The 23,212-nt window shown below is 69.9% G+C and carries 17 protein-coding genes; 9 read left to right on the top strand and 8 right to left on the bottom strand.

Annotated elements, in window-relative coordinates; translation table 11 throughout:
* The 7 genes from A3CQ_RS0134445 to A3CQ_RS0134415 form a co-directional block, all read right to left on the bottom strand.
* On the bottom strand, window positions 1-243 hold a 243-nt coding region (locus A3CQ_RS0134445; RefSeq protein WP_211216731.1), incomplete at its 3' end, for a hypothetical protein.
* Window positions 244-354: 111 nt separating this feature from the next.
* Entirely contained in the window at window positions 355-1,644 is a 1,290-nt protein-coding gene (locus A3CQ_RS0134440; protein ID WP_020515504.1) for a polysaccharide pyruvyl transferase family protein, read from the bottom strand.
* Window positions 1,641-2,888, bottom strand: coding sequence for a lipopolysaccharide biosynthesis protein (locus A3CQ_RS0134435; protein WP_020515503.1), 1,248 nt, complete (start codon window positions 2,886-2,888; stop codon window positions 1,641-1,643). The genes A3CQ_RS0134440 and A3CQ_RS0134435 overlap by 4 nt, the downstream gene beginning before the upstream one ends.
* Before the next feature lie 7 nt (window positions 2,889-2,895).
* The gene (locus tag A3CQ_RS0134430; protein ID WP_157296695.1) at window positions 2,896-4,233 is read right to left on the bottom strand and encodes a hypothetical protein; all 1,338 of its coding nucleotides are present in this window, start codon (window positions 4,231-4,233) and stop codon (window positions 2,896-2,898) included.
* A gap of 122 nt (window positions 4,234-4,355) precedes the next feature.
* Window positions 4,356-5,300 carry a glycosyltransferase family 2 protein gene (locus A3CQ_RS0134425; protein ID WP_245577461.1) on the bottom strand — a complete coding sequence of 315 codons (945 nt, stop codon included), beginning with the start codon at window positions 5,298-5,300 and terminating at the stop codon, window positions 4,356-4,358.
* 91 nt (window positions 5,301-5,391) lie between these two features.
* Entirely contained in the window at window positions 5,392-6,312 is a 921-nt protein-coding gene (locus A3CQ_RS0134420; protein ID WP_020515500.1) for a glycoside hydrolase family protein, read from the bottom strand.
* A 377-nt stretch (window positions 6,313-6,689) separates the two neighbouring features.
* Window positions 6,690-8,948: a DUF2206 domain-containing protein gene (locus A3CQ_RS0134415; RefSeq protein WP_020515499.1), complete on the bottom strand. Its 2,259-nt coding sequence runs from the start codon at window positions 8,946-8,948 to the stop codon at window positions 6,690-6,692.
* A 317-nt stretch (window positions 8,949-9,265) separates the two neighbouring features.
* Between A3CQ_RS0134415 and A3CQ_RS55065 the strand changes: the two genes are divergently transcribed.
* The 9 genes from A3CQ_RS55065 to A3CQ_RS55050 all read left to right on the top strand — a co-directional run bounded on the left by A3CQ_RS55065 (window position 9,266) and on the right by A3CQ_RS55050 (window position 20,858).
* Window positions 9,266-10,078, top strand: a complete 813-nt coding sequence (locus A3CQ_RS55065) for a glycosyltransferase family 2 protein (RefSeq protein ID WP_084699353.1) — start codon at window positions 9,266-9,268, stop codon at window positions 10,076-10,078.
* The gene (locus A3CQ_RS0134405; RefSeq protein ID WP_020515497.1) at window positions 10,066-11,196 is read left to right on the top strand and encodes a glycosyltransferase family 4 protein; all 1,131 of its coding nucleotides are present in this window, start codon (window positions 10,066-10,068) and stop codon (window positions 11,194-11,196) included. The genes A3CQ_RS55065 and A3CQ_RS0134405 overlap by 13 nt, the downstream gene beginning before the upstream one ends.
* Entirely contained in the window at window positions 11,172-12,113 is a 942-nt protein-coding gene (locus A3CQ_RS0134400; RefSeq protein ID WP_245577459.1) for a glycosyltransferase, read from the top strand. Before A3CQ_RS0134405 ends, A3CQ_RS0134400 begins: the two co-directional genes overlap by 25 nt.
* Before the next feature lies 1 nt (window position 12,114).
* Window positions 12,115-13,221: a glycosyltransferase family 4 protein gene (locus tag A3CQ_RS57970; protein ID WP_020515495.1), complete on the top strand. Its 1,107-nt coding sequence runs from the start codon at window positions 12,115-12,117 to the stop codon at window positions 13,219-13,221.
* On the top strand, window positions 13,218-15,554 hold the full coding sequence (locus A3CQ_RS0134390; RefSeq protein WP_026206530.1) for a hypothetical protein: 2,337 nt from the start codon (window positions 13,218-13,220) through the stop codon (window positions 15,552-15,554). Before A3CQ_RS57970 ends, A3CQ_RS0134390 begins: the two co-directional genes overlap by 4 nt.
* A gap of 5 nt (window positions 15,555-15,559) precedes the next feature.
* Window positions 15,560-18,085, top strand: coding sequence for a glycosyltransferase (locus A3CQ_RS0134385; RefSeq protein WP_245577465.1), 2,526 nt, complete (start codon window positions 15,560-15,562; stop codon window positions 18,083-18,085).
* Window positions 18,086-18,105: 20 nt separating this feature from the next.
* Complete coding sequence (locus A3CQ_RS55055) at window positions 18,106-18,933, top strand: PIG-L deacetylase family protein (protein ID WP_020515492.1); 828 nt, start codon at window positions 18,106-18,108, stop codon at window positions 18,931-18,933.
* Window positions 18,934-19,055: 122 nt separating this feature from the next.
* Complete coding sequence (locus tag A3CQ_RS61235) at window positions 19,056-19,745, top strand: class I SAM-dependent methyltransferase (RefSeq protein ID WP_020515491.1); 690 nt, start codon at window positions 19,056-19,058, stop codon at window positions 19,743-19,745.
* Between the two features lie 108 nt (window positions 19,746-19,853).
* On the top strand, window positions 19,854-20,858 hold the full coding sequence (locus tag A3CQ_RS55050) for a cellulase family glycosylhydrolase (protein WP_157296691.1): 1,005 nt from the start codon (window positions 19,854-19,856) through the stop codon (window positions 20,856-20,858).
* A gap of 37 nt (window positions 20,859-20,895) precedes the next feature.
* On the opposite strand, the gene bglX is transcribed toward A3CQ_RS55050, so the two are convergent.
* On the bottom strand, window positions 20,896-23,163 hold the full coding sequence (gene bglX / locus A3CQ_RS0134365) for a beta-glucosidase BglX (RefSeq protein WP_020515489.1): 2,268 nt from the start codon (window positions 23,161-23,163) through the stop codon (window positions 20,896-20,898).
* Between the last annotated feature and the right edge of the window lie 49 nt (window positions 23,164-23,212).

The following is a 23,212-nucleotide window of genomic DNA, read 5'->3' as shown; positions in this document are numbered from 1 at the left end:
GGTGTGATTGGTGTCGTGACTGTTGCTGTTGATGGTGTCGTGATTGGCGTTGTGATTGACGTTGTGACTGATGTTGTCGGGACCGTCCCCCTTGCCCTTCCCTGGCCCCTTGCCCTTGCCGTGGGGGTGGCCGGCCTGGACGGCGACGGAGGCGTTCGGCGCCGCGCCGGCGGGCGCCGCGACGAAGCCGAAAGCCGCGGTTACCGCGCCGGCCACCACGGCTAGCCTTACGATTTTCTTCACGGAGATCCTTCACGTGAGCGGAATGGGAGCGTGCGCCGAGAAATACTCCGGCGCCGTCCCACTATGCTGACCGTGAAGAGGCGCAGCAGGGACGCGCCGTGACGACAGACTCTATTTCCCGCGTTCGAGCGAAAAGGGAGCACCTTCGGCGTGCGCTTCCGCGGCGCCTACCACCCCGGGCAACGCCAGCTTGGTGCACCTGGCCCGGTTGCGGTAGGCGGGCATTCGATCGGCGAGCTGCGAGCGCACCTCCTCCCGCCGAGCGAACAGCTCGCGCAGGCCGGCCACCAGCGCATCCCGGTCCACGGTCGTGATGTCGTGCACCCACTCGTCGAGCCCGAGGTCGCGCATGATCCCGGAGGTCTTGTGCTCGTACTCGATCGCCAGGACCGGCACGAAGGACGTCATCGCAAAGATCACTGAGTGGAAGCGGGTGCCGATGAGCAGATCCAGGCTCGCGTACATGGCCTTGACGGTGGCGTGATCGTAGCTTTCGCTCAGCACGGAAGCGGGGTGGCGCATCCGGTCGGCGACCCGGCGGCTAACCACCCGGTCGTCGTCGTCCTGGTGTTCGCTGGTGACCTGCGGCACGAAGACGACGGTGGCACCGAACTCCTCGACCGCGGTGTCGGCCACACCGGCGACGGCCTGTTCGTAACGCTCCTGGCCGACCGGATCCAGCCACTGCCGGACGGTGATTCCGACCAGCGGGCTGCCGGGTGCGACTCCCAGACCCGCCCGCAGGTCGACCGTGACGTCCGGGTCGAACGCGAAGCCACAGTCGACCGACCGCAGCACGTTGTCTCTCACCCCCAGGTCCGCCAGTACCTCCCGGCTGATCTCCTCCCGGGCGATCAGGAGGTCGACCTTCGGCAGCACCCGGCGGGCCATCCACCGTTGGGTCCGGTTGGCGAACGGACCGAACGACTGGCTGTAGAGGACCGTGGGTATCCCCAGCTCGCGATACATCACCAACGGCTGGAGCAACAGGGCCAGCGTGAAGGTGCTCGACCAGGTCGGTTTGCCGCGCAGGTAACCGCCTCCGGCACACACGACGAGGTCGGCGTCGCGGCACAGCCGCATGTGGTCGTCCAAGCGCCGGCCAATGACCCGGGGACGTGCGAGGGCGGGCAGGCGGAACGCGAGGGTCGTGCCCGCGAGCGTGGCGAGCGAGTGTGCGAGCTTGACCCATCGGGAGGAGAATCCGTGCACCGCATGCTGGGTCGGAAGCGGCAGCACCGGAACACCCTCGAAGGTCTCTCCCGGCCGCACCTGGTCCATCATCAGGACGGTGAGCTCGGCGCCGGGGAACATGTCGCGTACGTCCTGAATCAGCACGCTGAGCAGCGCGGCGTCACCGGCGTTGCGCCGGGAGTACGCGTGCGACAGGAGGATCTTCATGATCGTGCCTTCCAGACGGCTCGCCGAGCCAGCGCCCAGGCGGGAACGATGAGGGAAACGGCCTCGCCGGCCACCCACGCGAGCGCCGCCCAGATCAGGCCGCGGCTCAGCAGCAGGAGGGCAAGAAGGCAGGTGGCGCCGTTGCGGAGCACGGCCATGGCCACCATCGCGCCGATCTGACCGGTCAGCCGCAGCAACGCCGTGGAAAGGGCCGTCGGTGCGACGACGGCCGCACCGAGGCTGAAGACGACGAGGGTGCCCGTGCCGCCGGCCCGGTACTCAGGACCGACCAAGCCGAGGACGACCGGTCCGGCACCGGCCATCACGAGCCCTCCGACCGGAGCGAACATGAGCAAGCGCCCGGCCCTGCGGGTCAATGCCCGGAGGCTTTCGCGCTGCCGGCAGCCCTCCGCGAAGGTCGACTGACTGACCGCGAAGACGCCCGTGTAGAGCAGGCCGGCCATCTGGAACGCGATGAAGTACGCCGCGGCCGATTCGGGCCCGAGTGCCCGGACGATCAGCAAGGGCATGACGAGTGGGGGTACGAGGTCGAGCAGTTCCGCCACGTACGTGCCTGAGGAGAACGCGAACTCGCTGCGGACGAGCTGCCGGTCGATTTCGAGCCGGGGGCGGTAGTCGAACCAGCGCACAAGCACCAGGACGCTGGCCATGACGGCCGCAAGCGTGGCAGCCCCGGCCGAGAAGAACATCCCGTACGCCCCGAGCCAGCCCAGCATCGGCGGCAGCGCCAGTTTCACGACGTTCTGCAGCACCCCGTCGATGACGAAGTTGAGCCGGGTCTGCTGGTGTCCCACGAAGATCGCGTCAGTGGCGAGGTTGACTCCGGTCATCGCGCTCACCAGCACGAACGCGACGAAGATCGGCAGGTTCGAGCGGATCGGGCCGAGATCGGGCACGAGCGCCGGGACGATCAGGGCATAACCGGCCGCGACTGTCGTACCGGCCGCGGCGACCAGCAGCAGCGAGGTGTTGAGCAGCCGGCTGGGCTCCGAGGTGGCGTGCAGTCGCCGTACGAGGGTCTGGTTGAAGCCGAGCAGGCTGCCGGAGGAAATGGTGCTGCACGCACCGAGCAGGGCGCCGGCGAGCCCGACCTGCGCGGCGGTGAAGAGGCGGGCGTTCAACGTCCAGAAAAGGAAGCCACCGGCAGCCGTCACCACACTGGTGGCCAGGGTGAAGAACGAGTTGACGAACAGGGTGTCGCGAACGGTGCCGTTTCCGATCATCGGCCGGTCAGTACCCACGCGTCAGCCGGACCGCCAGTTGGGTGCATCTCTTGCGGAAGCGGAACGGAAGCCAGGGCAGCAGTCGGCCGCCGAGATACTGCGCATTCTTGATCATCAGGCGGGTGAGCGGTTCGGCACCGTCGGAACTGATGACGATCTTCGCGTGCCGTAACCATTCCAGGTAGTCACGGAAGAGGGGGATGGCACACACGCCGGTAAGCGTGGGCGGGACGTCGGCCTGGAGGCTGCGCCAGATCGTCCGGTGCGAGTCGTCGCCATGCCATTCTCCCCGGGTCAGGGCCTTCTTGGCCACCGCGAAGGTTTGGGGCGACGTGGGCATCCCGACTTCTCTCGGATCGACGCCACCCAGCAGCAACTGGGTCGTCGTCTGCACGCACTTCTCGCACCGACCGCAGTTGAGCCCGCTCGGCCCGCGGCTCGGCTGGTAGCAGACCGCCAGGGCAAGCCGCCCACCGTCGTGCAGGTAGGGCGCAATCACCCGAGTGATCTTCTCGGTGCGCGACAGCTCCGGCTGATCGTTTTCCGCCCGGCCACCCGACCACCGGACCTCGTCCTCGATGATGGGCATCGAGCCCCAGGGCACGGGGGTGCCCGCCATGTCGCTGCTGGCGATCAGCACGCGGGGCAACCCGAGAGCGACCGCCACGGGCACCGCGAGCGACGTCAGGGCCAGGCCGTGCTGCACGGCGCCCCACCAGCTGGCACTGTCGAAGCCGTGCGCGTGGTACCGGCTCAGCGCGGGGCCGTCGATGAGGTCCTGAAGGTTGGACCGTGCGACAACGAGCCGGCGCCCGGCGGTCAGCTCGCCGGTGCGCACTGTTCGGAGGAGCCGTTCCCACAGAGCCTTGTCTGCCGAGTGCACGTCGGCACCCCAGACGGTAAGAAGCGCGCGGACGTCGTCGCTGTGCTCGATCAGCGACGACGTCGAGTCGGCTCCGCCGGAGTAGAGCAGCAGCGCCGGATCTGAGCGTTCCGGATCGGGTCCGGGCGTCCCGACCCGCTCGCCGCGCAGTTCGAAGCCTCGGCTGAGAAAGTGGGGATACAACCTGCCGAAGGTGTCCGCCAGCTTTTGCGCCGTCACGGCATAGGCGCCGTCGACGCGTTCCACCTGGACCGGCACGCCGCACGCGTACGCCAACGTCAGAACCGTGCCCAGGGCGGGTACGACAAGGATTGCGTCGTCCACCGGGTCCAGGCTCTCGAGGCCCGAGTATTGGACTCGAAACACATTCTGGCGAAACCAGCGGGTGGCGCTCCCGGGATCGATCGGAATGGTAACCCGCAAGCCGTCGACCACCGGCTTGCCCAGCACAATAGGTCTCACCCGAACACCCTTCGTAGCGCCCCCGCGTGGACCTCAACGCGCGACCGCCCAAAAAGTAACTGTTCGGAGGCATTAATCACGGGTGAATTGCGCGAATTGTGCTCATCTTCGATGGAGAGCCGTCACGCATGGACGTTCGGCTGGGACCGGTGCGGGCCCCGGCCGACGAGCAGCTGGCAGAGCCCGATCAACATGCCGAGGCCCCAGCCCGTGTTCTTCACCAGCCAGCCCCACGCCATCAGAGGCAGCAGGGGCAACGGGGCACGCCGGTACACGGCCACGAACAAGGCCTCGGAGATCGAAAGCAGCGGAAGGGCCAGCAGCGCCGCCGGCGAGACCACGCAGGCGGCGACCGACACCAGCAGGACCACGCTCGGCACGTAATCCACCAGCCGCACGTTGCGCGTACGCACCGTGTAGTGGAGCTTCCAGAGGCCGTAGCGCCTCATCTGCCGGAAGTAGGCGGACGGGCCACGGCGGCTCTCGTGCCAGACACGGGCCTCCCGCGTGGTGGTCCAGTTGCCCACCCGGCTGACGTACTCGACGTCCTCGGCGTACACCCAGCGCTCGTCGAACAGCGCGTACCCCACGCGTTCCCGGTGGACGCCGAGATTGCAGGTGCCGCACAGCAATTCGCCGGAGGCAGTCAGCTCGCGGACGGCACCGTCGTTGGTCGCGATCGCGTGCGCGAAGCGGGAGGCATGGGCGGCCAGCACCTCCCCGCCCACGATCCCGACGCCCGGATTGGCGTCGAGGGTCTTCAGGATGGCCTCGACCCACTCGGGCTCGGCCCAGGCGTCGGAATCCATGAAGGCCACCACGGGGGTGGCGGCCGCCCGCAGCCCGATATTGCGACCGCGGGCAATGACGTGGCTCCCGTTGCGCAGGATCCGCAACGGGAGCACACCTCGTTTCTGGAAGGTCCGTACTATGTCGAGGGTTCCGTCCGTGGAGTCGTCGTCGACCACCAATACTTCGGCCGGTGGTGTGGTCTGCCGGGTGAGCGACTCCAAACACTCGGACAGGGAGTTCCCACTGTTATAGGTCAGGATGATGACTGTCAGCACGGGTCCGCTCCGGTACGTCTTCCGGCCGTGTCGCATGATCAACCGGGCTCAACGGTGGAACGACCCAATCAGACCGAGGTGACGCTGACGGTCACCGCGTCAGGAGCGACTTCAGCACCGGATAGGACGGTTTCTGGCTGCCGTCGTTGCGCAAAAGGCCGAAGTGCTGCTCGCGGTCCGTGGTGGAGTTGCCACTGTCCCGCGCCGAGTACCAGAAGAGCGGGCCGGCGAACGGCTTGGAGTACCACGTCGTGAGAGCCGCAGTCACCAGCTTCGCCTGGTCCTGCTCGCTCCAGGGATAGGTGCCGCCGGTCGCCTGACCGAACTCGGTTGCCCAGATCTTCTTCGCGCCGTCGCCGTTCGCGGCCATGACCGCGGCGAGCGACGCCGGAAGGCTGTTCATGTTACGGCTGATCGCCGGCCAGTCCGCGCCCGTGTACGGGTGCCACGCCAGCGCGTCGAACAGGCCGCGCGCGCCGTTTGCGTACGCGTCGGTGAGGAATTTCAGCGGGTCGGTGCCGCCGGTCCAATCCGTCGGCGCCAGGGAGGCGCCCAGGATTGTCACCGGCATCTTCACCTCGGCGGCGGCTTTGCGCACTCCGGCCACGCAGGGCTTGAGATAACGCGTCGTGTAGTTGACACCGTCATAGGTCATCCCCGGGTGCGGCAGGTTGACCTCGTTGCCGATCTCGTACTCGCGGACACCCATGGGCAGGTAGTGCTTGACGGTCTGGTAGCAGTAGTTGGTCAGCAGCGACAGGTCGGACGGCGGCCCGTAGTCACCGACACCACCGTTGGCCCACGCCGGTACCGTGTGGAGCACCGCCAGGTACCGCATGCCGTTGGCCGTGGTGTCCTTGACGACCTGGTCGAACAGCGACCACTTCCAGGAGCCGGGGGTCTGCTCGAGGTACTCCCAGCCGAGGTCGCTGCGGATCCACGTCGAGTTCGCGGCGGCCGCCGTCCGGAAGTCGGCGGCCCGGCGAGTGTTCCACGGCTGAAGGCCGCCCACGGCTACGCCGCCGACATAACGCTGCGTGGCTGCCGCCCGTATGTCCCCAGTAGAACGTCCCTGTGCGACCTCCGCTTGACTCAATCCGGCGGAGATCGCGAGACCGACGGTAACGATGGCGGACAACAATCGGCGCACGCGGCGGCCCCCTGGCGTTCGGGGCCCGGGGATCGACGAGTTCGACCGTCCGGGCCACTGGAATTGCCCGAACGTTCGGCAGCCGGGTAGGCCCGGTCAGCCCTTCTGGGAGCAGGTGCGGGAGCAGCCGGGGAGCAGGAAAGTCACCTGCTGCGGGTGGGACTCCGGCGCACACGTGACTCGACCCCTGGGGCTTGAGCGCCCGCAGGGGTCGAGAATTTCCGCCGAAGAAGGAGGTGCTACGAAAGCCGTGGACCGTAGAGGCGCAGCGGGCCGGCGACGTGCATCAGCGAGCGGCCGGCGGCCACGCACCGCACCGGGATGCGGTACCGCACCGTACGGTCTGGGAGGGTGATCAGCGCCGAGACCGTACGGCCGTCGGAAGTGCGCAGCAGCAGACGCGACACGTCGGGCACGCTGCCCGGGAAGAGCTCGCCCATCGGATTGAGTCGGGTCATCGCCCGTACGTCGAGCGAGTCGTGGCCGTCCGCGAGAATCGGGGTGCCGTCGCTCAGATGATCCCTGATCCAGGACGCCATCCGCCGATCGTTCTCGTCGGCGTAGAACGCGTCATAGGCGATCCCGGCGTTGTTCAGATTGAGCTGGGGCGGATAACCGCCCGTGACCTCCGGCACCAACCCACTCGTGCTGAGCAAGCACGCACCGACGATCAGTCCGGCCAACGCACCGCGAGTCCGTGCCAGCCGGGCGCCCGGGAACAGGGCACACAGCCCAACGACCACGGCCGGGGCCAACACGATCAGTAGTTGCTGGTACAGCCGCAGCGGTCCATAGCTGCCGGACAGGCTCGGCGACAGAACCGGCAGGGCCAGCAACACCATGGCGGTCACCGCGAGATCGGCCATCGGGGTCGGCGCGCGCAGCCGTCGGCCACGGTGACGCCACTCGCGAAGCAACAGGACGAGCACACCCAGCCCGGCACCGGCCTCGAACACCGCCACCGCGCCGGCCCGCAGCCCGGCGTTGAAGTCGGAGGGCGGCAGGCCGGCTCGGCCCAGAATCGCTCCCAACGGCTTGACGGCAAGCTTGTCGGGTGGCCGGGTGGCCGGCGCGCACCCGGCCGGCACACTCGCCGAGACACCTCGCCGCACAAGATAGCTGTCGAGCACGACCTGGTCGCTGCTTCCAGGCTGCTCGGCCGCGGGTACGAGAGCGGGATTCGTGCCGGCTCGGAGCTGGCCGGTCACAGCGTTCCAGGCGGTCGCGAGATTGCCGCCCAGTTCCGAAGCGCTCCCGGTGACGGACGCCCACGAGATGGTCAGCGCCAGCAGCGCGGCGCCGCAACCGCCGAGCACGGTATGCAGAGCCGGGACGCCGCGCCATACCGGCCGGCGAAGAAGTCGGACCAGCCAGGCGCCGACCAGCAGCGCCACGGCAACGTAGGCGGTGCTGTAGTGCGAGACCGCCAGGCCGCCGAGCAACGCAACCAGCAGGACGGCGTACGGGAGGCGCAGAGCTGACACCTCCTGGCGGGCACGAGTCACCAGGAGGATCAGCACCGTGAAGAAGATGAGGGCGATCTCCTGCCGGTTGAGCATGGGCATGTCGTTGACGAAGGCCGGGAACGCCACGAACAGCCCGGCGGCCAGAACCGCGTACGGGGGCCGGATGAAGCGCCGGGCCACGAGGAAGACGCCGACCGGCACGATCGCGAAGAGCATCTGGAAGCACACCCGGAACACATCGAGCGCCGCGATCCCCGATACGCGGGCCAGGATGGTGGGCAGCAGTGTGATGCTGAGGCACGAGTTGTAGCCGACGAACATGCTGTGCGACTGCCATCGGCCCGAGTCGAGCACGTCCGTGAACACCCGGTACTCGAGCTTGATGTCGTGCCCGGTGACCGCCGCACCGCGCAACGAGGTCGCGAACAGGACCGCCAGCGCGAGCAGGTAGACGGCGGTGGCCGCGGCCGCCGGGTTGCGCCTGGCACCGGCCGCGGCCACGGCGAGACAGGCCGCGGCCAGGGCCAGACCTGTCGCCGCGGTGGTGTTGCCGGCGCCGGCGTTCAGGCGGCCGGCACCGATGATCGCGCAGGCCACGGCTCCGGCTCCGGCGGTCACGCCGAGAACGGCGATCGGGGTCACGCGCACCCGCTTCCGCCATGAGTGGACCGGCGGGACGCCGACCCCGGCCGCCGCCAGCAGCACGACGAGGGCGTCCAGGCCGACGAGGCAGGACACGGTGCCGAGACGTACACCAGCGAGGCAGATAACCGCCGCGGTCGCCTGGAGGCCGGCGATGGACAGCGCGACCGCATAGAGCAACCACGTCCACCCGTCCGGGGTAGTGATCCGCAGGGTTCGCAGAGCGAGGGCACCGGGCATCACGAGGGCCACGGCAAGCGTCACGGGCCCCCGCAGCGGGGACAGCGCGGGCAGGAGCACGAGCGCGTTGACGACGAGAAGAACGATCAGCGGCATTGCGGCCAGTCGTGCGATGCGCCCCATCATCGGTCCCGCGGTGGCGACCTCCATTTGATCCTCCTAGCCCACGACAGGCATGGGCTTAACGATCAACTCGTATGGGGGCAACCGGCGGCGGTCGTGGGAGACGTGTCTGCCGAATGGTCGTCGCCATTTTCGACCAGACCTTTGCCAGGCCGGGCGGCAGCCGGGCCGGCTCGGAGAGAACCGTTCGGTCCGACCAAAAATAATCGAAAGCCTGACGGCCAGTGACCGACGGCCCGCACCTTCGGTGCGGATTTCCAGGGAAATACGTTGTTTCTGGGTCCTGGCTCCTCACATCGTGTTCACTCTTGTCCGGATGGTCCAGACACGGCTTGGAGCCAGGAATGCATCAGCTGTCCACCCTCTCGATCGTTATCCCGGCTCTCAACGAGCAGGAGAACATTCCTCAGACCGTGCGAGCGATACCAATAGATCGACTCCGGGAGATGGGCATCGGGGTCGAGGTGCTCGTAGTAGACAACGGATCCAGTGACCGCACCGCACAGGTGGCGCGCAGCAGCGGGGCGAAGGTCATCGTGCAACCGGTGCGCGGTTACGGCAATGCATACAAGGTGGGGTTCGCCAACTGCGTCGGCGATGTGATCGCCACCGGCGACGCGGATTTGACGTACCCGTTTTCGATGCTTCCGGACGCCCTGGGGCTTCTTCACCGGCAGGGGCTGGACTTCCTGTCCACAGACCGCCTCGGTTGCCTCACTCCGGGGTCGATGAGCACCTCCCACAAATGGGCCAACCACGCGCTGAGCCTGATGTGCCGCATGCTGTTCCAGGCGCCGTTCAACGATTCGCAGTCCGGCATGTGGATTTTTCGCCGCCAGGTGCTCGACGGCCTGCAGATGCGCGCCGGCGGGATGGCCTTCTCCCAGGAGCTCAAACTCGAGGTGTTCCGCAACGGCTACCGCTGCGGTGAGGTGCCGATCGATTACCTGCCCCGGGGCGGTCAGACCAAAATGCGCGGTCTGCGGGACGGCAGCATGGTCGCCTTCCACATGCTGGCCCATCGCCTGCGGGCCCGTCGCGGGCTTCCGGAAATGCCGCACATCCCTGATCTGAACGCAGCCGGAGCCGGGCCGGAGGGAAAGCTGCCGACGGCGTGGTCCCGCGAGGCGGGAGACGGCGTGAAGTGCGTGTCCTGATCGTCTCGAGCTACTTTCCGCCGCACGTCGGCGGGGTCGAAGTGGTAGCCGAGCGGCAGGCCCGGATGCTGGCCGGTGCGGGTCACGACGTGGTCGTGGCCACCGGCCGGCACGACCGGTCGTTACCGGCCCGGGAGGTCCGCGACGGTTACCACGTGCATCGCCTGCCGATGACGAACCTGATCGAACGGCGTCTTGGCATCCCGTACCCGATCATCGGGCCGCGCGCCGTGCGCGGCCTGCGCCGCTTGGTGGCCGACAGCGATCTCGTCCACCTCCACGACGTGCTCTACCAGCTGCCGCAAACGGCCGCCGCGTTGGCGGCGGCGATGGGCCGACCCACCTACCTGACCCAGCACGTGGGCACCCGTGAGCACGCCAGCGGCCTGGTCAACCGGTTGGAACGCCTGGTCGACCGGTACCCGGGCGCCTGGATCCGGGCCCGGGCCAGCCGGTTCGTCTGCTACCACGCGGTGTCCGAGGAGCATCTGCGGTCGGCCGGGGTGCCGCCCGAGCGGATCGTACGCGGCCGCATCGGTGTCGAAATCGACGTCTTCACGCCGGTGGAGAAGGCGTCGGGCGACGAGCCGATCGTGCTTTTCGTCGGCCGGATCGCCGACAACAAGGGCTACCGGCACCTGCTCCGGCTGGCCCGTCCGGGGCGCCGGGTGGTGCTGGCCGGTCCCGGTCGCCCGGCTGAGCCGTTGCCGAAGGGTGTGACACACCTCGGCCCGGTGGCTCGGTGGCAGCTTGTCGACCTCTACCGGACGGCCGCGGTCTTCGTCCTCCCGTCCGACGGGGAGACCTTCCCGCTCGCCGCCCAGGAGGCGATGGCCTGCGGTACGCCGGTGGTGCTGAGCAATGGGCCGGGCTACGCCGGGTACGACCTGGATCGCCGGCTCCTGCGGCTGGTCCCCCCGGAGCCGACATTGCTGGACCGGACGGTCGACGAGATTCTCGGCGACCCGGAGCTGCGCCGACGGATGGGTGCTTACGCGCGGCACCTCGCGGTGACGCACTTCGACGCGGCGGCGGGCCACCGCTCGCTGATCGACCTTTACGACACCAACCAGATCTCCACGGAAGGAAGTCGGTGGAAATCACCGTTGTGGTCCTGACCTACAACAGCGCCGCCACCCTCCCGGCCTGCCTCGACTCTCTGGCCGCTCAGCAGCACCAGCCGGCCGAGGTGTTGATCGTCGACGACGATTCCGCCGACATGTCCGTGGACATCGCGCGTGGATATACCGGCCGGTTGCCGATCCGGATCCTGCGGAACGGTAGCCACAACATCTCGCGCGGGCGCAACATGGGCCTCGCGGCCGCTCGTCACCCGGTGGTGGCCTTTCTCGACTCGGACGCGTGGGCCGAGCCCGGCTGGACCGCCGCCGTACTGGCCGCATTCTCCGAGAACACCCACACGGCGGTCGTCGGTGGCGCGGTGCTGGCCGACCACACCGGGCGACTGGCGGCCGCGATCGCGATCAACGACGGCACCATGCGCCACCTCGCCTCTTCGGGGAAGCTGCTGGTCGGCGGCTGCAACATGGCGGTGCACACCGCACGCACATCGGAGCTGTTCGACGAGCGCTGGGTGCACGCCGAGGACATCGAGTTCACCGATCGGGTGGGCCGCTGGTCGGTCGCGCCGGCCGCCCGGGTGTGGCACGAGAGCCGGCCGACGGTTGCCGGCTACTTCGGGCAGATGTATCGATACGGGCTCTGGAAGGTGCGCTACACGCTGCACACCGGGGACGCGCGGCTGGCGGACTACTCGCCGGCCGTGGCCATGGTGGGCAGCGGCGCGCTGGCGTGCGTGTCGCCCTGGCTTGCCCTGGCCTATCCCGCGCTGTGCGTGGCCGAGACCATCGTCGTAGCCGGGCTCGCCCGGCCGGCTTCCCGCCTGCTGCCGCTGATGGCGCTCGGCTGGCTGGTGAAGAACACCGGGTGGGGCCTGGGCGTGCTGCACGCCCTGCTGCAACAGGTCACCGGCCGCTCGCGCATCCCGGCCGGACCGCGTCCGCGGGTGGTGTGAGGTGGAGATCATCCAGGTGGCCGGTCTGTTTCCGCCGCATCTCGGCGGCGAGGAACTGGTCGCCCTGCAGCTCGCCACCACGCAGGCGCGGCGGCACAACGTCACCGTTTACACCTCCGACATCGGCGCCCACGCGATGCCGCGGCGGCAGCAGGATGGCCGGTTGCAGATCTTCCGCGATCGCGCCTGGCGGGTGGGCAACACACCGGTGCTGCCCCGGCTGACCGGGCGGCTGCTGCGGCACAAGCCTCGGCCGGACGTGGTCCACGTCCACGCCGGGCAGGCGCTGCTGCCCGAGATGGTGCGGCTCGGCGCGCGGTGTCGCGGCGTCCCGTACGTCGCCCACCTCCACCTCATGGTGCGTCCCTCCTCACCGGCCGGCAGGCTCCTGCTCCCGGTCTACCAGCGGACCTTGTATGTGGGCTTCTTGCGCCGGGCGGCCCTGGTCATCTGCCTCACCGAGGCCATGCGCAGCACGGTCGTCGCCCAGTTCGGCCTGGCCCGGGAGCGGGTCGCAGTGGTGCCCAACGGCGTCGACGGGGAGGTCTTCACCCCGGCCCCGTTCGCCGGCCGGGCAGAGCGCGAACTGCTGATCGTCGGTCGGCTGACCGCGCAGAAGAACGTCGCCGCGGCCGTCGAGGCGATGGCCCACCTGCCTAGGGACGTGACGCTCCGCATCGTCGGCGACGGCGAGGACGCGGTCGCGCTCCGGGCCCAGGTATCCCGCCTCGGCCTGAGCAACGTGCGGTTCGAGGGGCGGCTGTCACCGGTCGAGCTGGCCGCCGCCTACCGGCGGGCGACGCTCGTGCTGATGCCGTCCACCCATGAGGGCCAGCCGCTGGTGCTGCTCGAGGCGATGGCGACCGGCGCGCCGGTGGTCTGCTCCGCGCTGCCCGAGCTCGTGGAGACAGCCCGCGACGCGGCGTTGCCGGTCGAGAACCCGACGCCCGCCGCGCTGGCCGCCGCTGTCCGCACACTGCTGGAAGATCCGGCCCGGCGGAGGCGGCTCGCCGACGCCGCGCTCCGTCGTATCGCAGCGTATTCCTGGCCGGCGGTCGCCGCGGCGGTCGACGAACTGTACGACCGAGTACGCGCGGGCAGCCCATGACCTCCGCGACGGTGGCCATGGGCGGTCAACGTCGTATCCAGAACCGCCGACGCGACATGCTGACCGCCGCGCTGCGTCGGACGCTGCCGCCGGCAGCACTGGCGATGACCAACGTGCTCGTGCTGTCCGGCGCCGGCGGCCCGCGGGCCGCCGTCGCGCTTCCGGTCGCCCTGGTCCTTCCGGGCGGGCTTGTCCTGCGGCTGCTGGCAGTTTCGCGCCACGGCTGGGAGTGGTTGCTGCACGCGGTGGCCTTCTCTCTCGCCGCGCTGATGGGCGCTGCCCTCCCACTCGCTCTGATCGGTGGCCAGGCACTCAGCCCGGCCGGCTGCCTGGCAGCCCTGGACATGCTGATCGTGCTGCTCGCCGTCGCAGGCCTGATCGCCCGCCGGTCCGCGGGCCCCGGCCGGGCCGGCGCGCCGCGCCTCATCGCGGGCCGGCAGCGCCGCTTGCCCGGCCCGGCCGCCACGGCACCGATCGCCTGCGGTATCGCTGCCGTGGCGCTGGCCGTGGCCGGCGCAAGGCGGCTCAACGAGGGAGGCGGTTCGGGGCTTACCGAGATGGCATTCGGCTTGGTGGCCGCGGCCCTGCTGGCGGCGGCGATGGTTGCCCGCAGGGGCCGGCCCGGAATCGCGGCCGGCGGGTTGTACCTGGCGGCCCTCGCGGTGCTGTTCGCCACGTCGCTGCGGGGCGTCGGTGTCTCCGGTCACGACATCAAGATCGAATATCGGGTCCTCCTGGACGTGCTCCGGCGGGATACCTGGCGGCCCGGTGGAGCCTTCAGTGGCTTCAACTCCTGCCTGAGCCTGACGGTGCTTCCGGCGTTTCTGTCGCGGTTGCTGGGCGTGACCGCCCTGGACGTGTACCGAGTCTGCTTCCAGATCGTCTTCGCGCTCGTGCCGGTCGCCACCTTCATGTTCGCCCGGCTCCTGGTTCCGGCCGGCTGTGCGGTGCTGGCCGGCGGCCTCTTCGTGGCCTTTCCCGCGTTCGTCAACGACATGCCGATGGTCACCCGGCAGGAGATCGCGATGGTGTTCTTCGCGGTCGCGGCCCTCAACCTGCGATGCACACGGGACACGCCTCGGCGCCGCGCCACAGTGCTAGCCGTGCTGGGCGCCGGGATGACCGTGGCGCACTACACGACCACGTACGTGGTCGTCGCGATGCTGATCACCGCGTGGGGAATCCGCCGGGCACACCAGCGGTGGATCCCGTCCGGGGCGACCGGGGGTTGGGGCCGTCCGGCCTTGGTGCTCGGCACCATGGCCGTCGCGTGGGCGGTGCTGACCGGCAGCGCGCCGGCCTTCGCGGCCAGTCTCGGCGAGGCTGTCGCCGCGGCCGCCTCGGGACGCGGTGCCGAGACCGGCGCGTACCAGTACGCCCTGGTGACCGCGGGCCCGGCGGCGACCGACGAGGAGGTGTTCGCCCGGTACGTCGACGCCGTGCGCCGCGGTAGCGCTCCCGACGCGGTCTCCGTATCGACGCCCGGATGCCAACCGTGGGTCAAGCCGCGCGAGACAGCTCGCCTGACCCCCGTCGGGGTGACCATGGCACGCCTGGGCGTCGACCCGGGCGCGTTCAACCGCTATCTGCGGCTCCTGCTCTCGTCCGTGCTGTTCCAGGGCGGTGTGGCACTGGGGTGTGTCGTGCTCTGGTGGTGGTTGTATCGGTCACGACGGCCGCGGCCGACCGTGGCAGCGATCGCCGAGCTTGCGGCGGCCGGCCTGGTCCTGGTGTCGGCGTTGCTGGTTGTTCCCCAACTCGGCGACAGCTACGGGCTGCTCCGGCTCTACCAGCAGACCCTGCTGCCGTTCGCGCCGCTGATCATGTTGACGCTCATTCGCCCGGCCACCCGGCTGACCGGTTGGGCCCGGGCCGCGGCCCGGGTCGCCGTCCACGTCGTGGTGCTCAGCTGCTTGCTCGCCATGACCGGGTTGGTGCCGCAGCTCACCGGCGGGTACCAGCCGCAGTTGAGTCTCAACAACAGCGGGCCTTACTACCGTGCTGAGTACACCTCGGCTTCCGATGTGGCGACGATGGCCTGGGTACAGCGGACCCTCCCGCGCGCCAGCTGGGTGGTGTCGGATGACCAGGGCACTTCCGACCTGCGCGCCATGACGGCATTGTTCCCGGAGGAGGGCATGGTGCCCGGTGCCCTGCCGGTCGCCGCGTACCTCGTCCTGCTGTCGGTCGACGGGGATCAGGTCGACGCCGTGACCCTGGCCGGCGACCGGGTCCTGAACTACCGGTTCCCGCTGCACTGCGTATCCGCGGGCCGGCCGCTGTTGTACGCGAACGGACCCAGCCGCGTCTACGGTCCTGGGATGAGCCCGTGACCGCGATGGCGGACGAGGACAGGACACGGCTGCTGGTCGGCGGCCCACGACGCATCCTGCACGTGATCAATCTAGGCACGTTGGCCGGCGGTGCCGAGCGACAGCTCGCCGACCTGGTCGGCCAGCAACGAGCGGCCGGCCACGAGGTGCGGGTGCTCTCCAGCGACCTGAACGGCGCCGGCGCCTGGTACAGCGACATCACCTGGAAGCAACCACGGCGCACTGGTCTGCTGGCCCGGCTCGCCGGCCAGCTGACCAACTCGGCAGCCCGGGAGACCCTCGCACGGGTCGTCGAAGGGTGGCAGCCCGAGGTCGTGCACCTGCACACCGTGGGCCTGCTGTCTCCCGCCGCACTCGACGTGCTGGCCGGAACGCCGACGGTGCTGACCGTGCACGGGCCGGAGGTGTACGTTCGCGGCACCGAGCGGTGGTGCCTGCCGGACCACTACTTCCGGACAACGGCCGGCCGTAGCAGAAGGCTCACCTGGCGGGGACGAGCGGCCATGCTGCTCACTACCGGTCTGGTGGGTCGGCGGTGGCGGCAACGGCTGCGGGTGGTGGACGTCTTCCTCGCACCCAGCCGGTTCCTGGCCGATCAGGTGGCCCGCGGTCTCGGACCGACCCGGGTAGTGCCGAACGGCCGGGCGGCGACGACTACGGCATCGGAACGCGACACCCGAACCACCCGGTCCGGTCGTCCTTCGCGGCTGCTGTTCGTCGGCCGGCTGGAGTATTTCAAGGGGGTCGAGATCGCGATCGACGCCCTGTCCATGGTGGCGCGGAAACACCCTGGCGTGACAATGACGATCGTCGGGTCGGGGCCGGTCGAGGAGAGGCTGCGACAGCAGGTCGCCGAGCACGGCCTTGGCGGACGCGTCGAACTCGCCGGCTGGCTGGATCCGGGCGGGGTGGAGCAGCAGCTGGCGGCGGCGGATGTGGCGATCGTCCCGTCCCTGTGCCCGGAGGCCTTCGGGCTGGTCTGCCTGGAGGCGTTCGCGGCCGGCACCCCGGTGATCGCCTCCGCCGTGGGCGGTCTTCCGGAGATCGTCCACCATGAGAAGACCGGTCTGCTCGTGCCGCCTGGCGATGCGGCCGGACTGGCGGCGGCCATCGACCGGATGTTCAGCGATCACGGTTTGCGCCAGCGGCTTGCCGAAGCCGGGGCCGGCCTGGTCGACGAATTCAGCCTGGAGGCTCACGCGTGCGCGGTGGGCGACGGATACCGCGAGGCCATCGATCGGCATCGCAGCCGTACGGGCTCGCCCGCCCGCTCGGTCGTGCACACCCTGACGGAGCGCTGGCGGAGCGTCCTGGCCGACAGCCTCCTGCGCAACTCCGCGCTGCTGCTGCTCGCCATGTTCCAGCTTGCCGGGGGCGGCTTCCTCTTCTGGCAACTCGTGGCCCACCTGTTCAGCCCGGCCGAGGTCGGACGGGCCAGCGCCGCCATCTCCGCCACGACCCTGATCGCCAACCTGGCTCTGCTCGGCATGAACAACGCGGCGATCAGATATCTGCCGCGGACGCCCGATCCCCGCCGGGTCGTCAATACCGGCCTGAGTGTGGTGGCCGGCGCGGCCCTGGTAGGCGCCGGGTGCTACGCGCTGCTCCATGTGGGCATGCCCGGCGTGGCGGGATCGGGCCGGACCGTGCAGGGGCCGGCCCTGATCACGCTCACCACGCTCGGCGCCGTCAGCCTCTTCTACGACAACGTCTTCGTCGCGCTGCGCCGTAGCGGCCACGTGCTCGCCCGGAACACGGTTGTCGTCGCCGCCCGGCTGATCGCACCGCTGTTTCTCGTCTGCCTGGGCGCGCTTGGCATCTTCGTCGCCTACTGGGCCGCGGCCGCGGTGGCGCTGCCGGTCTACCTGGTCGCGCTCTGCCGGATGGGGCTGGCGCCACGGCTCACGGCCTCCCGCGGTCGGCTGCGGGAGATGTGGCGGTACGCGGCCGGCAACTATCTGGCCACCGCGATCCTGATCACTCCCGGGCTGCTGATGCCGGTGCTGGTCGCCGCCCGGCTGGGCCCGGTCAACGCGGCTTATTACTACATCGCCTCCCTGGTCGCGAGCGTTCTGCTGTTCGTGCCGCAGGCGCTCTGCCGCAGCCTGTTCGCCGAGCTGGCCCACGATCCCGCCGACGCCCGGCGATACGTGACCCGTGTGCTGCGGCTGGCCGCGGTGACGCAAATACCGCTGCTGGCCGCGATGGTCCTGCTGGGGCGCCCGTTGCTCGGCCTGTTCGGCGGCCCGTACACCCAGGGCTACCCGTTGCTGGTCCTGGTCGCCTCGACGACCGCACTGAGCTCCGTCGGCTACGTCGGCAGCACGCTGTTGCTGGCCGGCGGACAGATCCGGCTGCTCTGCCTGCTGTCCGCCGGCGCCTACGGTCCCGGCGTGGTCGCCGCCTTCCTGCTGGCCGACCGCAGTGTGACCGCGGTCGGCGCCGCGATGCTCGCCGGTGAGGCCTTGCTGGCGCTGGGCTACCTGCCAATCCTGGCGCGCACCCTTCGGGACACCGAGAACGCACCCTGATCGAGGAAGGAGCTCACCGAGTGAGGCAATCGATCCGGCGGCGGTCCCGCCAGGTGCTGGAGCTGAGCGGCCGGCAGTGGCGCCGAGCGGTCACCGCCCGAGCGGACGGGGCGGCCGGCACGCTGTCCCACCGCTCACTGATGGTGATCGCGCCGCACGCGGACGACGAAACCCTCGGCTGTGGCGCGCTGATCGCCCGGGCGCGGGCTCGCGGCGATCCGGTGACCGTGGTGGTGGCAACCGACGGGCGGCGCAGCACCGAATCCGCGGTGCTGACTCCGGATCAGCTGGCGGAACTGCGGACGGCGGAGCTGGCCACGGCGTGCGGCCGGCTCGGCGTGCCGGACCAGGACATCCGGCAGCTCGGCTTCGCCGACTCCGGACTGACGACGGACGCCGCACGGCTGGCCGCGGCGACCGCCTCGGTGCTCGCCGAGCGGCGTCCCGAGGTGGTCCTGGTTCCGACGGTTCAGGATGACCATCCCGACCACCGCGCCGTGCACCATGCCACGCTGCGGGCGCTGGACGCAGTCGGGCACCGGTGCCTTCTGCTCGCGTACCCCATCTGGGCCTGGCACTCCGGCCCATGGTTCCTCGACGCGCCGGCCGCCCAGCGGCCCGCGCTGTGCGCGTGGGCCGTCCGGCAGGCCGTCCTTGGTCGCTGGTGGCGGGTTCCGTGCGGGCCCTACCTGCAAGACAAGGAGGCGGCGATCCGGGCGTACGCGAGCCAGACCACCAACCTCACCGAGGAGCCGACGTGGAGCTACCTCCGCGCCGACTTCCTGGCCGCGTTCCAGGGGCCCGACGAGTTGTTCCTTCCGGTGCGCCTGCCGGGCGCGACCGCATGACCACCGCATCGACGGGTCACCGGGATCAGGTACCCCGTTCGGGCAATCCGACCCGGCGACCGAGGCATTCTGACTACTTTGGAACCGACCGGGCATGCGGGATCCGGTGGGTGGCCGAGTGCATGGGGGACGCGGTGCCGGAGAATCGCTGGGAGACCTTCGCCCAAGAGGACGCGGAGTGGTACATCTACACCGCGCCGGACGTCGACTTCACCACGCCGGAGGGCCGGTCGCTGTTCGAGCGGTCCGGCCGGGAGGATGCGGCTCAGATCCTCGCCGAGGCCGGGTCGCATCTGACCGGGCACGGCCGGGCGCTGGAGATCGGCTGCGGGGTCGGCCGGCTGACCGTACCTGTGTCCGAGCAATTCTCCGAAGTGCTGGCCGTGGACATCGCGCCGACGATGCTGCGCAAACTGGCCGAGAACACGCAGCGGGCCGGACGGGACAATGTCCGCGGCTTCCTGTCCCACGAGCCGTGGGACGCTCAGGGGCCGGTCGACCTGGTGTACAGCCTCATCGTGTTCCAGCACATCGCCGACTGGACGGCCATCGTCGAGTATTTCTCCCGGATCGGCGCCTGCCTCGCTCCGGGCGGCGTGTGCTGGGTGCAGTTCGACACCCGGCCGGTCACGCTTCCGTACCTCGCGGTCGGCCGGCTGCCGGACGCGGTGCTGCCCCGGCCCTGGCGCAAAGGGATCCGCCGGATTCGCCGGTCCCGGGACCGTCTGGTGGCCCTGTTCGAGTCGTGCGGGCTGCGGGTCGCCGCAGAGCTGCGGCCGGGCGAGCGGCACGCCTTCCTTCTGACCCGCTAGGCCACGGAGGCCACCATGTTTCGTGTGATTCTTGGCCGGTTTCATGTGCGGCCTGCCCGGATGAACCGCCTCAGCCCGGTCTTGGCCTTGGCGCTCGGCGCAGCCGTCATGGTCGGAGGGCTCCAGCCGGCGAGGGCAGCCGAACGGACACCGGCGGTCGCGGCCGGGTCGCCCATCGCCGGGCTGGCCTTCCCGGGGATCACCTTCGAGCACCAGCCGGCTCCCGTTGCCGAGTCCATGCTCGACCGCACAGCGGCGCTGGGGGCCGGCTGGGTCCGGTTCTACGCCGCTTTCGCCGACATGTCACCGACGCGCGGCAGTATCGAGTGGTCCGGGCTCGACCGGCTGGTGCAAGCCGCGCGTAGCCGCGGACTGAAGGTGCTGCTGGCGCTGAGCACAACGCCGGAGTGGGCTCGGCCGGCCGGCACCGACCCGGACTACGGCCCGGTCGACAAGGCCGGGCGGGCGACGTTCCGCGCGTTTGCCGTCGCGGTGGCCACCCGCTACCAGGGCCGGGTCGCGGCGTACGAGATCTGGAACGAGCCCAACCTCGGCGGCTCGTGGTCCCCGCAGCCGGATCCGGCCGCGTACCTGAGCCTGCTGTCGACGACATTCGCCGGGATCAAGAGCGTCGACCCGGCCGCCGACGTGCTCTCCGGTGGCACCGGGCCCAGTGAGCCCGGCGAGAAGGCTTTCGAGCCGTTGCCGTGGTACCGCGCCCTCTACGCCGGCGGCCTGCGCTCGATGATCGACGGCGTGGCCGTGCACCCCTGGCCGCATGGCGAACAGGTGGACGTCGGCGAGGTGCCCGTGTCGTTCGAGATTCGCAAGGTCATGGACGCGAACGGCGACGCTGCCAAGCTGATCTGGGGCACCGAGACCGGAGTGCCCACGGCCGGCGCCTACTCGATCAGCGAGTCGGCGCAGGCGATGGTGGTCGTCAAGCTGTACGACCGTTGGAGCGCGATGCCGCACCACGGTCCGCTCTTCTACTACACGCTCACCGACACCCCCGGTTCCGACCGGGAGCATCACTTTGGCCTGCTCCGCGCCGACGGGTCGGAGAAGCCGGCGTTCGGCACGTTGCAGGGCTGGCTCAGCAGCAACCGTTGACCGCGGCCTGCTGAGCCAGCTCATCGCGTAGTGCTCCTCAGCGGCGGCTCGTCACGGTGAACGAGGCGGTCATCTCCGCCGTCGAGCTGTCGCCGGCGTACACGTCGATCCGGCCGGGCTCGACGACGAACCGGCCCTGGTTGTCGTAGAAACCGAAGTCGTCGCGGTCGAGCGTGAAGCTGAGCGAGCGGTGCTCACCGGGCTGAAGCGTCACCCGGGCGAAATCGCGCAACCGCCGAACCGGCTGCGAAATGCTCGCGACCGGATCGTGCAGGTACAGCTGGACGACCTCGTCGCCGGCTCGGGTGCCGGTGTTGGTCACGTCCACCGACGCGGTCAGCCGCTTGTCCGGCGCGACGGTGGCCGCGCTGAGCCGCAGATTCGTCACCGAGAACGTGGTGTAGGACAGGCCGTACCCGAACGGATAGAGCGGATCGCAGCTGTTCAGATCGCGGTACCGCGAGTCCCACTTCGAGCTCGTGTCGCAGGGGCGCCCGGTCGGCTCGTGGTTGTAGTAGATCGGCACCTGGCCGAGCGTGCGCGGGAACGAGACCGGCAGCTTTCCACCGGGGTTGACCTTGCCGAACAGCACGTCGGCGACCGCGTTGCCGGCCTGCACGCCCGGGAACCACGCCTCGAGGACGGCCGGCGCGGAGGCTGCCACCCGCGAAAGGGTGAGCGGGCGGCCGTTGAACAGCACGACCACGAAGGGCTTGCCGGTGGCCTTGATCGCGTCGATCAGCTCCTGCTGGTGACCCGGCAGGTCGATGGTGCTGCGGGCGGCCGCCTCGCCGCTCATCTCGCGCGACTCGCCGAGCGCCAGGACGACCTGGTCGGCCTTGCCGGCAGTGGCGACCGCCTCGGCGAACCCCTCCGGCGTGCAGTCCGCGGCCGGGTCGTAGTCGGGCGGGTCGGTGTGCGGCAGGGTGCACGCCGGCGCGTACGTCGTGGTCCCGGTGCTCTGCGCCCGGATCCCGGTCAGCGTGGTGACCGCGTCCTCGTCCCGGCCGGTTCCCCACCACGGGCCGAGCATCGCGTGGCCGTCGTCGGCGAGCGGGCCGATCACGGCGGTGTTCTTGGCCGGGTCCAGCGGGAGGGTCGCGCCGTCGTTCTTCAGCAGGACCATCGATCGGCCGGCGGCGCGGCGGGCCGCGGCCACCGCGTCCGGCAGCAGCTGGGCGGCCTCGGCCTTGGACACGTCCACATACGGGTGCTCGAACAGCCCGGCCCGGAACTTCACACGCAGGATCCGCCGTACGGCATCGTTGATCCGGCTTGGCGAGATCCGGTGCTGCGCCAGCAGCTCGGCGCCGTAGTCACGCAGGAACGTGCTGGTCATCTCCGAGTCGGTGCCGGAGTTGAGCGCCAGCGCCGCCGCGTCCGGCCCGTCCGCCGCCACCCCGTGACCGCACGGTCCGTTGTCGGGCCGGACCGGTGGGCAGGCTCGCATCTCGGCCACGGCCGTGTAGTCGCTCTCGATGAAGCCGTCGAACCCCCACTCGCCCTTGAGGATCTCCGATTCCGTGTACGGGTTGCCGCAGCCGGGCACGCCGTTGATCGAGTTGAACGAGCACATCGCGGTGGCCGCGCCGGCTCGTACTGCGGCCTGGAACGGCGGCAGGTAGAGGTTGCGCAGCCGCTGGTCGGACAGGTCGGTCGTGTTGTAGTCGCGGCCGCCCTCCGGCTGCCCGTACGCGGCGTAGTGCTTGGGGCTGGCGATCACCTTGTCCGGCGCGCTGTAGTCGCTGCCCTGCGCGGCCCGGACCCGAGCGGCGGCGAGGACCGAACCCAGGTACGGATCCTCGCCGCCGCCCTCGGCGATGCGGCCCCAGCGCGGCTCGTGCGACACGTCGACCATCGGGCCGTAGATCTGCTTGAGACCGACCGCGGCCGACTCGCGCGCGCCGATCCGGTCGTCGTCGGCGGCCACCGACGGATCGAAGCTGCTCGCGGCGCCCAGCGGGATCGGGAAGACGGTGCGGAACCCATGAATGGTGTCGAAGGCGAACAGCAGCGGGATGTGCAGCCGGGACTGCTCGACCGCGATGTGCTGGAGCTGGTTGATCCGCACGGGATCGGTGATGCTGAACGCCGAGCCGAGCCCGGCGCGTACCTCGTCGTCGGTCACCAGAAAGTCGGGCAGGAGTTGCAGCTGCTCCAGCTTCTCGGCCGTCGTCATCCGGGCCAGAAGCGCGTTCACCCGCGACTCGACGGATGGCGTCCCGCCCGACGCGCCGGCCGCGCCGGTGGTGCCGAACAGTGTTACTGCTACCGCCGCGGCGGCAATTGACCGGAATTTGTCCATCTCGTCACGCCCCCTGGGCCTGCGGATTTAGACGATCGTGGATGCCTAC

The organism is Paractinoplanes globisporus DSM 43857 (assembly GCF_000379645.1).
In the GTDB taxonomy this organism is placed as follows: Bacteria; Actinomycetota; Actinomycetes; order Mycobacteriales; family Micromonosporaceae; genus Actinoplanes; species Actinoplanes globisporus.
This window is presented reverse-complemented; position numbering and strand designations above follow the sequence as displayed.